At 50.8% G+C, this 12,446-nt stretch carries 9 protein-coding genes; 3 read left to right on the top strand and 6 right to left on the bottom strand.

What is annotated here, in order from left to right; translation table 11 throughout:
- Positions 1-32: 32 nt before the first annotated feature.
- Both K8942_02710 and K8942_02705 read left to right on the top strand, forming a co-directional pair.
- Positions 33-437: a hypothetical protein gene (locus K8942_02710; protein UPA23101.1), complete on the top strand. Its 405-nt coding sequence runs from the start codon at positions 33-35 to the stop codon at positions 435-437.
- A gap of 54 nt (positions 438-491) precedes the next feature.
- Positions 492-2,750 (top strand): DNA translocase FtsK, encoded by a 2,259-nt coding sequence (locus tag K8942_02705; protein UPA23100.1) that lies wholly within the window; start codon positions 492-494, stop codon positions 2,748-2,750.
- Positions 2,751-2,761: 11 nt separating this feature from the next.
- On the opposite strand, the gene K8942_02700 is transcribed toward K8942_02705, so the two are convergent.
- Positions 2,762-3,472, bottom strand: a complete 711-nt coding sequence (locus tag K8942_02700) for a DNA alkylation repair protein (protein ID UPA23099.1) — start codon at positions 3,470-3,472, stop codon at positions 2,762-2,764.
- A gap of 57 nt (positions 3,473-3,529) precedes the next feature.
- Entirely contained in the window at positions 3,530-4,231 is a 702-nt protein-coding gene (locus K8942_02695) for a hypothetical protein (protein UPA23098.1), read from the bottom strand.
- A 334-nt stretch (positions 4,232-4,565) separates the two neighbouring features.
- Between K8942_02695 and K8942_02690 the strand changes: the two genes are divergently transcribed.
- Positions 4,566-5,159, top strand: coding sequence for a non-canonical purine NTP pyrophosphatase (locus K8942_02690; protein UPA23097.1), 594 nt, complete (start codon positions 4,566-4,568; stop codon positions 5,157-5,159).
- Here the strand turns inward: K8942_02690 and K8942_02685 are convergent.
- From K8942_02685 to dnaG, 4 genes are all read right to left on the bottom strand, one after another.
- A complete protein-coding gene (locus tag K8942_02685) occupies positions 5,151-5,675 on the bottom strand; it encodes a hypothetical protein (protein UPA23096.1) in 525 nt (174 codons plus the stop codon). The two genes, K8942_02690 and K8942_02685, sit on opposite strands and share 9 nt — an antisense overlap.
- A gap of 63 nt (positions 5,676-5,738) precedes the next feature.
- Positions 5,739-8,702 (bottom strand): ATP-dependent helicase, encoded by a 2,964-nt coding sequence (locus K8942_02680; GenBank protein ID UPA23095.1) that lies wholly within the window; start codon positions 8,700-8,702, stop codon positions 5,739-5,741.
- A gap of 332 nt (positions 8,703-9,034) precedes the next feature.
- On the bottom strand, positions 9,035-10,516 hold the full coding sequence (rpoD, locus tag K8942_02675) for an RNA polymerase sigma factor RpoD (protein ID UPA23094.1): 1,482 nt from the start codon (positions 10,514-10,516) through the stop codon (positions 9,035-9,037).
- A gap of 94 nt (positions 10,517-10,610) precedes the next feature.
- Positions 10,611-12,356, bottom strand: coding sequence for a DNA primase (gene dnaG, locus K8942_02670; protein ID UPA23093.1), 1,746 nt, complete (start codon positions 12,354-12,356; stop codon positions 10,611-10,613).
- Positions 12,357-12,446 lie beyond the last annotated feature (90 nt).

Genomic DNA, 12,446 nt, shown 5'->3' with positions numbered 1-12,446 from the left:
GTAAAAAGAGACATCCCTAGTATAATAATGACATGGAACATGAAGAACATGATCCCAATAACGATGCATTGAGCAATGCCGAAAGCTTGCATCAGAGAGTCTGTCATTGTATTGACGAATGTCTGGCTAATATCAGAGAAATACCTGTCCGTGATCGGAATGGTGCATTCAATACTCATTTTGAGTATGCGGTAAAACAGGCTATCTATCGGTATGAGTTCACCGACGCAGACAAAGATGCCATCGCAAGCGAATTATTCAAAAGACAACGATCTTTCTGGATCAGCCATACCATGGATCGGGTAAAGCTGGGGGTGAGTAAACTATTCAAACTGGACACTGCTGATGCACTCGCACATTCCACTTGGGACAAGCGGTGGACCCGCGAGGAGCTTTCCGCAATAGAGGGTATTTTCCGGGATTTGGATTTGGCCTGAGAGACGTAAGAAATGCCATTCAATCAGAAGGCGTGATTTGCTATACTACATCCCGTGCCACGCAAGAAACGCAGAAAATCGACCCGCAAGAAGCGTGAGTCGGTATCGGCAGAACCTTTACTCGAACTGGACCCCGCCACCAAGCGGACCATCAGTGGTATTGTGCAGATTTGCGGCGCTGTACTGCTTTTTCTGGCTATCAACAATAATGCAGGCACGCTTGGCGACACAGTTGATAAGGTCCTGACCTTCTTCTTTGGTGCATGGGGATTTTTGTTCCCCTACTTCCTGTTAGGGTCCGGTATGCTTCATCTGTTTGGAGCAGGAAAACTTGAACTGAAGCGCTCCGTCGGGCTCGTCATTTGTATGCTGTCCTTCCTGGGACTCATGCACATGGGCGCGCCGCTGAATGAAATCGGTCCACGCAGAGACGAGCTTGCAGGATCGATCGGCTTTATGGTGAGCCTCCCCTTCCTTCTCTTTATGAGCAGTGCGGTCGGGTACACCGTCCTTTCCACCACCATGCTGATTGGACTATTCCTCGCGTTTGAGCCGGATATTGAAGCCATCATTCAGATGCTGAAGCCTGCAACAAAAGTACCACTCCGTCAGACGCGCCGTGCCGCCGCTGTCGCGGATGAAGACGAGGAAGAGGAAGAAGAGGACGAGGAGGAAGATATCGTGGATTTGATTGAAGAGCCGGATGCAGATGAAGAACTCAACATTGTCCGTCCGAGTTTTGCGCAGACGCTTGCGAAGAATAAAGCAGAGAAAATGCTGAAAGAAAAACTGAAGCGCAAAGGAGACTTCCTGGAAATGAAAGACACGCGCTTTGAGGAATGGACATTCCCGGGCATGGATCTCTTGGAAGACCAGCAGAGCGTCGTCACAGTGAATGATGCGGAACTCAAAAAGAATGCAAAGAGAATCGAAGAGAAGCTCGGGGAGTTCGGTATTGAAGTGAAAGTCCGCGATGCCCGTCCGGGTCCGACGGTGACTCAATTCACTCTGCAGCCTGCCGAGGGTGTGAAACTGAGTTCCATTGCAAACCTGAAAGATGATCTCGCTCTTGCACTCGCTGCACAGAGTCTGCGTATTGAAGCGCCGATTCCTGGAAAATCTTTGGTTGGTATCGAAATGCCAAACCTGGATCGTACGATGGTGCACTTGCGTGAGATCCTGGAAAGTCCGGTGTTCCATGAAAGCGCATCCTCTCTCACATTCCCGCTCGGGCGCGATGTCTCGGGCGAAGCCATTGTTGCCAGCCTGGAAGACATGCCCCACCTGCTGATTGCCGGTGCAACCGGTGCCGGTAAGTCCGTGGCGATGAACGTGTTCCTCACAGCGCTTCTGTATCAGAATGCGCCGCATGAACTGAAGTTTATCCTCATTGACCCGAAGCGCGTGGAGCTCATGCCCTATAACGGTATCCCGCATCTGCTGACTCCGGTGATTACCGAGTCGGACAAGGCTCTGCAGGCTCTGCGCTGGGCTGTGGCGGAAATGGGACGTCGCCTGCACAGATTCTCCGAGCAGGGTGCACGCAATATCAACGAATACAACGAGAAGCAAACAGATGAAGCAAACCTGCTCCCGCGCATTGTGATTGTCATTGATGAACTTGCCGACCTTATGATGCGTCAGTTCCGCCGCGACACGGAAACGATGATTGTCCGCATTGCGCAGATGGCCCGTGCCGTCGGTATGCATCTTATTATTGCCACCCAGCGTCCGAGCGTGGATGTGATTACCGGTCTTATTAAAGCAAACATCCCGACACGCATGGCCTTCCGCGTGGTGAGCTCTGTGGACAGCCGCACGATACTTGATGGCATCGGTGCGGAAGATCTGCTTGGAAAAGGAGACATGTTGTACATGACCGCCACAACTGCAAAGCCTGTCCGTATTCAGGGTATTTATCTGTCCTCCAAAGAAATCGAGCGTGTGATCAATGCCGTAAAGATTGCGGGAGGCGGAAAGATTACCGAGCAGATCGGTCTTGCAGATGATGAAGACGGCGACGGTGTGATGGATGATGCAAGCGGCAACGGCAGGCCATCCGGCATGATTGATCTGGATGCAGACGACAATGGCGGTGATGATCTGTTCTTCGATGCAGTACGCGTGGTACAGCAGCATGGCAAAGCATCCGCCAGCCTGCTCCAGCGCCAGTTGAAGGTCGGCTACGCACGCGCAGCCCGTCTTCTCGACATCATGGAAGAGAAGGGCATTGTCGGCCCTGCAGACGGCGCAAAGCCACGCAAGGTATTCATTGAACAGATGGCAGGCAGTCCGTCACAGCTGCAGGACTGATCGCAAAATTTTCAGCGATCCGTTCCTTTCATGAATGCCTTCTTTCTCGTGTCACTTAATTTCTCAATCGCATACCGCAGCATGGTCCGTGGCATAACACGGTGATGCGTCAGCAGGAATGCCTCCAGCGCTTTCTGATCCTTCTTCCCGGCCTCGCGCAGCATCCATCCGACTGCTTTGTGCAGCAGGTCGTGCGGGTGATGCAGGAGCGTTTCTGCAATGCGGAATGTATGGGTAAGTTCTCCTTTCCGGATGAAATGCAACGTCGCTACCATCGCAATGCGTTGCTCCCACATATTGTTGGATGCAGCGAGTTCATCAAGGAGAGATGCATTCTTCATGACATCCACCCATGGTCCGATGATGAGATGCGCGGATGAGTCGACCAGATCCCAGTTATTGATTCTGTCTGTGCGGCGCAGATACAGATCGACGATTTTCTTTTTATGTTTGTCATCAGCGCGTTTGTACTGATCTACAAGAATCAATAATCCCGCTAACCGGCATTCGTGGAGCTTCTGCTCAAGCAGTTCTTCCACGTCAGCAAGAGGCAGATCGCGATATATTTTTACGACTGATCGGATATGAGGAACAGTAATACCAATAAAGACATCGCCCTCGCCGTACTCCCCTTTGCCTGTTTTAAAGAAACGCGGGAAGAAGGCCGCTTTTTCGGGATCGGCTTGTTTTTTGAGAGCGCGAACAACATCAGTGGAGGTCATGGAAGCAGTATACACTTGGGACACTCCTGTCTAACATCATGAAAGGGTTAGACGTATCTAGGGAGTTGAAATCAGTTCCTTCCCTTTTCTTCCAAAAAAATCCAGGCCATATTTTCTCATATTCCACGACTGAAAAATAATTTGCAGGACATGAGATTGATAATCCAACAGTCCTGTATCAATGAGGCATAATTCACCATTGTCTCCATCGCGCCACACGTTATTCGTATAAGGCGCACCCTGCAGTACTCTTTTTCCATCCCATCCTGCAATATCAAGTGCGTACCCACGCTTATGATACGTTTCTCCATTTCTTTGCAGAAGCAGCTTCATCTGCTCCCGATGTTCACCACCATGACGAAGTTCAAAGGGTTCAATGCGTTCCAGGTTTTTGTATTTTTGAATCGCAACAAAACGATCGAGTGTTTTTCCTGGAACAAAATCCGATGGCTCTACATTGAGGACATCCCCAAAATCTTTTTTGCAGATCAGATAGTGATACCGTGAACCATTGCAATCCTGCCCCATAATCATGGACATTATTTTTGAATGCCAGTCATTGGATATTGCACTCAGCGGCAATTTGATCACGTCAGTATCCTGAAATCTGCGGACAATACTCTGGGCCCCCTTGGAAATAATCTCCCCTGCGTGTTTTGGATTGAATCCCACTTCTTCTATAAGTTCCGCCTCTGCATCTGTCAGTGATGTAGCCGCCGGAAAAAGTGTATCAATGCTCTGCCTGGTGTTCTCAAACATAGCAGCGGGAAAATCCGTGAAACATTGAATGTCCGGAGCGGAACATTCATCGACAAGAAGAGGAGGAGCGGCAATGGACATACACAGAAAGAAATCCACCCTAAGGGGCGGAGAGCAAAGCACGCTGCGATTGTTGCATAGAGGTTATCTGTCCCCGCGAGGGGCATGAAGGGAGCACTTACATTGCGGGTGGGAAAGCAATGAGTTGCTGGACGGGTCAATGAGTCATGTCTCTAGCCGTCACTCTGGATAAGCAATGATGCAATGAACAAATGCAGGGGCATCCTAAACGAGCGTATGGACGGATGCAAATTTTTTCTTCTATACTCACATCATGAAGCTCCTCATCGGAACATCGAACAAAGGCAAAATCAAAGAAATGAGCGATGCCCTCGCAAATCTGCAGATGCAGATTATCACCCCTGAGATGATCGATATTCTGGAGAAGCCGCAGGAAACCGGAACGACGTACGAGGAAAATGCAGTACAGAAAGCACGTTTCTATTTTGATCTCGGAAAGATACCAACACTGGCTGATGATTCCGGCATTGTCGTTGATGCACTGCAGAATGAACTCGGCATTCACACGCGCAGATGGGGCCTGGGTGCCACTGTGAGTGATCAGGACTGGATTGAGTTTTTCCTCGAAAGGATGCGCCAGGAAGACAACCGGAAGGCGCGGTTTTTGTGCACACTTGCGTACATTGATGCCAATGGCGATCTTCATACATTCGAAGGAAGTTGTGATGGCGTGATCACCGACGAACTGGAAGCGGCGTATTTACCGGGCCTGCCGATTTCTGCGTGTTTCAAACCGGATGGATACGACAAAGTATTTTCAGCGCTGAGCGTTGAAGAGAAAAATCAGATCAGTCACCGAGGTCGGGCTCTGCAAAACTATACGCACTATGTGCAATCATCACTGTAGATCCGGATGGTGCTGTAAGATCTTTTCACAATCAATTTCCAGTAGTCCGTAGTCATTCTTTTTGACGAAAATGAGATGAGCCAGGAATATACACATTGCATCGACATCCTCATTGAGCATGACATTCATGCGTTGCACGTGCGTATCCAGCCTCTCCTGGGCAGACTGCGTACTTTGCCCGCACATGACTTCTGTAATACGTCCTGCCACTGCCTGTGACACCAGTGGAGCGGCGCATGACGTCAGCACAGCAAGCATCGCGGCTGCCTGATTAATGACCATATTACCGATGTGCAGAAGGACATTCCCCGCCATATTCACTCTATGATTGATTTTTAACTGACTCGCGCTTGCATTGCGGTATTGCTTGAGCAGCACAATGAAGTCTTCCACAACACTATGAAGAAACGCCTCTTTTTCCTCGTTCATAATAAAATCCGTTTGAGGATTGCCGGTATCATTTTCTTCATCTTCCGAAGGAAGATTCAGCCTGAAGGGTTCGGAAAAGTCGCGCATTGCCAGAGATCCTATTCCATTGTCTGGCGCTGTCAAAGGATTCTATAAAAATCCCCGATTAGCTTATGCTAAAGGCGTAAAATCAAGGTTCTGTATTTTTGCCCAGACCTCAGCAATCACTTTTTTCAGATCCTCTTTCTCCGCATCCGTAATCCTGAAATCGCGCATGATCGGCTCTTCGCCCCGTTCCCCGATAAAGGCCAGCCGGAATGCCTGCGGAACCAGGAGCGGCTCTGCCTGCTCAATGAGCAGCGCATAAAATGCCAACTGACGGAAATACGCACCCTCTGCCGTGCGCGAGACAATTCCTTCCTCCAGCCCGCCGCGGATTTCGCCGGGAGCTTTCGGGCGGCCTGTTTTGAAATCGATGATGATGGCATCCGACGATGTTGGTGACAGACGATCAATGCGGTCGATTTTTCCTTTTAGGGGGATATCGCGAAGTTGCGCACGATAATCGCGCTCAACTGCATAGATAATAGGACGCTGATCGTTGAGATGTTCTGCAAAGTATGCGGGCAACACAGCATTCGCGAGTTTCGAGAGATCATCGCGCTGCTTCTCCGTAAGAATATTTTTCTCCGCCAGGTGCCACTCAAACTCACGCATGAAATCATCAAACCCGAAATGGTCTGTCGACGCGGAAACCGCCTCCGCCCATTTACGCAATGCCCAGTGTACGGCACTTCCGTATCCCATGGCACGCAGCGATGCCTCTGTGAATTCCTGCGGCTGATTGAGCAGATGGACGCGCAGGAAAAGCTGCGGATCTTCCAGGAATGTTGTGAGGGAGCTGGGGGACAATGCAAACGTTTCCAGTTTTTCTTTGATGTATGCCTGCAATTCACTGTCGAGATCACGCAGCGGTTGCAAAAGCAGGAGTGATGATTTTTCCGCATTCTTCAGGGCTGCATCGCGCTCCGGCAAGGGGCCGGCTTCTGCAAAAAAGGCAGACGGCGCCACAGACCTGCTGCGCTCACCGACGGCGAATTCTTTCGGGCAGAGCATGAAGAGCTCACGCTTTGCACGTGTGATGGCAACATAGGCCACACGACGCTCGTCCTGATGTTTTTCGAATGTCTTTGCATCTTTCTCCCATCCGAAGAGCAACTCTTCCGGGAGAGCCAATTTTGCGGGACTGCGGCGCTCATCCCAGTGTCCTTCGCGGAATGCGCTCAAAATCACCGTATGGAATTCAAGCCCCTTGCTCTGATGCGCAGTGAGGAGTTGTACTCCGGACGTCACAAGATGCGGAATCTGATAGGTCAGACGGATTTGACCGAACTCTTCATCGGCGTAGTAGCGCAGATCGTTCAGGAAATCTTTGATGTCGAGCAATGGATTATCCAGACAACGCTGTTTCACGTACTGGAAAAATGTCTCGATGACGGCAAGATCGAGCGGGTCCATTGTTGTCGCTGCTTCTGTTATCCCTGATTGCCGCATCACATGTTCGAGCGAATCAAGCAGTGTGCGGGATTCTCTGTGCGCAATAAGATCCTCCATACAATCACGCGCAGCAATAATCGCATCACGGTTCACAAACGGAAGAGGTAAAAGCTCCGCAGCCAGACAGACTTCATGAAACGACCGTTTTTCTCCGCGGGCATGCAGAACCAGACGTGCAATATCGGTCGGATGACATCCGAATGTTTCACAGCTCATCGCATGCTGAAATGCATCATCTGAATGATCCATCATACTGCGCAGAATCAGGATGCACTGCCTGACGACAGGATGAGAGAGCAGATCGGACTTTCCCTGGAGAATAACCGGAATGTTGCGTGCGCGCAGCACATCATAAATCGGGCGCAGCTCGCCGTTTGTCTGCACAAGAATCGCGATCTCCTGCGCCGGAATTCCCTGCTCCAGTCGTTCGTCGATAATGTCCGCAATCAGCCAGGGTTCTGCCGCATCCGATGCAGGGCGCAAGAGCGTTGGTTCCGTTCCTTTTTCTTCTGTAAACGCTTTCAGATCTTTTTTCAGTCCCGGGATCCGTCCAATCAACCGTTCTTCATTATGAGCAATCAACCGCCCTGCTGCATCGAGAATCGGCTGTGTGGAGCGATAGTTTGTGGTGAGCACAATAACGGGCGCATGCGGGAACCGGTCCCGGAACGCCATCATGTGCTCCATGTTTGCGCCCTGGAAACGGTAGATCGCCTGGTCGTCATCACCGACCAGAAAGAAGTTCGGGTCCTGCGGCACGTTGTCGTACGTCGTCAGCCGTTCAATTACTTTCCACTGTGCACCGTTTAAGTCCTGCGCTTCGTCGACCAGAATGTACTGGTACCGTTCCTGCAGGCTTGCAAGAAGCCAATCCTCTTCATTCAGAGCAGTGATGACCGTCAGGATCATGTCGTCATAGTCGTAGAGCGCACGTTGCTCTAGCACAGAGTGATAGCGATCGAAGAGATCGATAAAATCGCGGAATTTTTTGGCAGCGAGAAGATTCTTCTGGTGCTGCTTTGTTCCTTCTTTGCTTTTCGTCGCCATCTGCATGTCGTACTCATCAGCCACCCGGCGTAACTCCGTCGCAGTCTTTCCTTCACGCTTGCATTCGCTGATGCGTGTGAAAATATCCGGAATACGGTCATACGGATTTTTCGGATTGATAAGCGCCGATGTGCCACTCACTGTATCAATGATCGATTGCATTAGTTTGTACCGCTCCAGATCTGATACTGATTTCTTGTCGGACCATTCGGAGAATGCTGTCGGATTGCGGCGGATCAGTCCATCACAAAAGCCATGCACCGTATTCACGGTCACCGCATACGCATCACCACCGATCAGCTGGCGCAGACGATCGCGCATGGCAGTGGCTCCTGCAGACGAAAATGTGAGACAGAGAATATTGCTTGGCCGCGCCTGTGTTTTCTTCAAAATATGTGCAACACGCAAACTCAGCACTTGTGTCTTTCCTGTTCCCGGTCCGGCAACAACCATCACCGGCCCTTCGACGGTGTCGACAGCCTGTTTCTGGGCCTCGTTTAGCCGGGTGTAGGATTCATCAAATGACTGCATAGAGCCATCCTAGCAGAGAGAAACTTTGCTGCTTCGGGTTTCCTTGCTCTTTTATAAAAGAGTTGTAAATTATCCTCAATTCAGACGGTGAAAACTGCTTGAAGGGAAGTCCCCTTGCTGGACGTGACCACGCATGTCCAAGAGCAATGAGGGCAAATGCCCCCCCATCACAGAGACGTCTCTAGTGACGTTCGCTTAGACAGAAAGCCTCGTGATGGGGGCTTTTTTATTGTCAGTCTGATTGTATTGGGACGTTGCTCACTCAAACAATAACTGCCGCTGGAGAATGGTTACGACCATTACCTCGCGGCAGTTTTTTTATCAATTCTGTATTACAGTTCGTCGTCTTCTTTCTCGAATGCACAATGGTCACATTTGAGAATGGCCATGCCATTTTTGCTGAGAGGACTCAGGATTCCCTGGTGACACTTCGGACACATGAGAGCCTGTGCGAATGACGGCACAGGTGCGAAGCCGACGCGCTTCGGAGGCAGACCATGTTCGCGGATGGTCAGGGACCTCGGGTGGTCGCGCATTTTCTGGAGCACTTTTGCTTCAATCTGACGGATACGTTCGCGGGTGACACCGAATTCCTGTCCCACTTCTTCGAGTGTGTGGCCAATGCCATCCTGCAGACCGAAACGCATTTCGATGATCTTGCGTTCGCGCGGGGTGAGGAAGTCGAGCATCGCGTGGACATTTTCTTTCTTGAGCTGGCGGTTCGTGGCTTCGAACGGGTTAATGGCTTCTTCGTCTTCAATAAAGTCTCCCAGTTTACTGTCTTCTTCTGAACCGACTGGTGCTTCGAGGGACACAATATCCTGGCTGATTTTCTGGATGTGCTGCACTTTCTTGATATCCATCTCCATTTCGACTGCGAGTTCTTCCAGCGTCGGTTCGCGGCCGAGTTCCTGCACAAGTCTGCGCTGTGTGTGCGTGAGCTTGTTGATGGTTTCAACCATGTGCACCGGAATACGGATGGTGCGGGCCTGGTCGGCAATCGCGCGGGTGATAGCCTGGCGGATCCACCAGGTTGCGTACGTCGAGAATTTGAATCCTCTTTCCGGATCGAACTTTTCGACCGCGCGGAAGAGACCGATGTTTCCTTCCTGGATGAGGTCGAGCAGAGACAGACCGCGTCCGATATATTTCTTTGCGATAGACACCACAAGACGAAGGTTCGCTTCTGCCAGCTGCTGCTTTGCAGATGCATCACCCTTGCGGATGCGGCGTGCGAGTTCGACTTCTTTCTTACCGTCGATAAGCGGTACACGTCCGATTTCGGACAGGTACATGCGGACGGAGTCGTTCGAAATTTCAAGCAGGTCCACTTCGCGTTCGCGGCGGCGCTTCTTCTTTTCTTCTTCGCTCGCGGCACTGTCATCAATTGCGATACCAGCTGTTGCCACCATCTGCATCACTCCGCCGTCTTCGTCGTCTTCCAGTTTTTCTGCGACGCTGTCGACATCATCTGCTTCGTCGCTGTCTGCGTCGTCATCAGACACAATATCGTCTGAGACAATTTCCGCCAGATCCTCAGTCGGTTCCGGGACGCTGCCGCCCTTTCCTTTTTTCTCCCAGATCAGCGCATCTTTCACGTCGATGACTTCAATACCAAGGTCGACAAACAGCATGTAAATCTCATCAAGGAGATCCACATCTTCTTCCGCGTTCGGGAGTGCTGCGATAATTTCCTGGTGCGTGACATACCGCTGTTCGCGGCCTTTCTTCACCAAATGCCGAATGTCTTCCGGAAACTTCTTGAGGTCATCTTCTGTCGGCTGGGCAATGAATTTTCGTGGGTGTGACGCCATACGGAGAAATCAGAGAAAAGAAAAGCGGGCGCAATGTCCGCGTACGGGCGGATTATACCAGAGTGGGGTCAATATCCACTAATTTTTATAGGTATTAGACTGCTGTTTTTGAAAGCTTGAGGAGTTCCATATAGGTTGCCGTCAGCTCTTTTTCCTCCGCCGCATTGGCCGCCTTTCTTGCTTCAAGCAGTTTTTTGGTGATCTCCTGCTGTTTCTCGCGGATATACTCGCGGTTCGCATGTTTGCAGTTACGGCGGATTTCGCGGATGGCGACCGCCTCATTCCATTCATGAAAATCGTTTTCCTCACAATAGAGCATGAGGATGCCTGCCTGATGCCGCGTTTCGTCGTCCATGTCGAGCGTATCCAGCGTGATGGGCGCCTTCGCATCAGCGTTTTTTTTGAGTGCGGTAAAGAGGGCAAGAGCAAAACCGTCTCCCGGGGCGATCAATTCTTCCATCAGCGTGATGTGTGCGGGGTACATGAGGAAAAGCCCCAGTGCGAGTTCGAGCGACGTAAACAGTGTGACCGTCGACGGGTGTTCGGTGTTTGCTGGTTTCGGAGCAGCATTCTTTGAGGAGAATGTCCGCAGATCATCCAGCAACGATGTTTCCGTGGTCCCGAGTGCAAGTGCGCTGGTTTTGATCATAAATGCGCGTTCTGTGGATGACATCACGGCATTGAAGAGCGGCATCAGTTTTTCAAGCGCAGCATGGCGGACAGCTGGCGAGGTAAGATCCGCCTTGCTGATTGCCGAAAGGACGACATCAAGAAACGGTTTCGCACCACTCGTCAGCAATTCTTTCAGTCCATCGGGAGAGGTAAGGACTGCGTCTGCAGGATCTTTGTCAGGCAGAACAATCCCTTCAATCTGCAGGCCCTCTTTGGCAGCAATAATAAATGCACGCTCCGCGGCATCGCGCCCCGCTTTGTCCTGATCCAGACAGAGCACCACGCGATCAACAGATCGCTTGAGCAGCCGCGCATGATCTTCGGTCATCGCGGTCCCACAGGTTGCAACGACTTCATGAATGCCGACGCGGTGACAGGCAAGGACATCGAAATATCCTTCGACCAGAATAACGCGCTTGTTTTCGCGCATCGCTTTTGCAGCATGGTGGAATCCATAGAGCACGGATGATTTATGATAGAGCGGCGAATCCGATGAGTTCAGGTATTTCGCATCATCATTCCCGAGGGTGCGTCCGCCAAATCCTGCAATGCGCCCCTGGTTATCGTGAATGGGGAACATCAGACGATTCCGGAAACGATCGTAGATTTTTTCGTCATTCATGTCTTTCTGAATCGCGAGGCCCGCAGTCTGGATTTCTTTGCGGCTGAATCCTGCTTTCAACAGATACTGATACGTTGCATCAAAAGAATCGGGCGCAAAACCGAGGCCGAATGTACTAATTTCCTCCTGCGTGACGCCGCGCTTTGCGAGATATTCTTTTGTCGATGCAGATGACGCGAGTTGCTTTGCATAGAAATCGACCGCAGCAGTCAGACAATCACGCAGCCGCTCCTTTTCATCTTTATTCACTATATTTTCCTCCGGACGGTCCGGAAGGGTCACTCCTGTTTTTTCCGCGAGGTCTTTGAGAGCCTGGCGAAAATCCACTCCTTCTATCTGCTGATAGAAACTGAAAATATCGCCGCCTTTCTGGCACGGGAAGCAGTAACAGATGCCTTTGTCCGGAGAAATGAGGAAGCTCGGGCGCGTGTCGTGGTGAAACGGGCAGAGTGCGACAAAGTTGCGGCCTTTTTTGGTGAGCGTGCAATATTGCCGCACCAATTCGTCTATCGGCAGCCGGGCTTTGATCTCTGAAACGGAGTCCATAAGGAGATTCAGTATACTCTCATGTCCGGAGTTTGTAGGGCAATTTTAAAGACGTGGGAAATTCTAAACTCTCAGTGATTTTAAAAACAA

It is taken from the genome of Candidatus Peribacteria bacterium (genome assembly GCA_023038255.1).
Classification (GTDB): domain Bacteria; phylum Patescibacteriota; class Gracilibacteria; order Peribacterales; family Peribacteraceae; genus CALREJ01.
This window is presented reverse-complemented; position numbering and strand designations above follow the sequence as displayed.

Coding starts and splice junctions, on each gene's coding strand:
- K8942_02710 (UPA23101.1), top strand. CDS start 33: ATGGAACATGAAGAACATGATCCCAATAACGATGCATTGAGCAATGCC.
- K8942_02700 (UPA23099.1), bottom strand. CDS start 3,472: ATGACCTCCACTGATGTTGTTCGCGCTCTCAAAAAACAAGCCGATCCC.
- K8942_02695 (UPA23098.1), bottom strand. CDS start 4,231: ATGTTTGAGAACACCAGGCAGAGCATTGATACACTTTTTCCGGCGGCT.
- K8942_02690 (UPA23097.1), top strand. CDS start 4,566: ATGAAGCTCCTCATCGGAACATCGAACAAAGGCAAAATCAAAGAAATG.
- K8942_02685 (UPA23096.1), bottom strand. CDS start 5,675: ATGCGCGACTTTTCCGAACCCTTCAGGCTGAATCTTCCTTCGGAAGAT.
- K8942_02680 (UPA23095.1), bottom strand. CDS start 8,702: ATGCAGTCATTTGATGAATCCTACACCCGGCTAAACGAGGCCCAGAAA.
- rpoD (UPA23094.1), bottom strand. CDS start 10,516: ATGGCGTCACACCCACGAAAATTCATTGCCCAGCCGACAGAAGATGAC.
- dnaG (UPA23093.1), bottom strand. CDS start 12,356: ATGGACTCCGTTTCAGAGATCAAAGCCCGGCTGCCGATAGACGAATTG.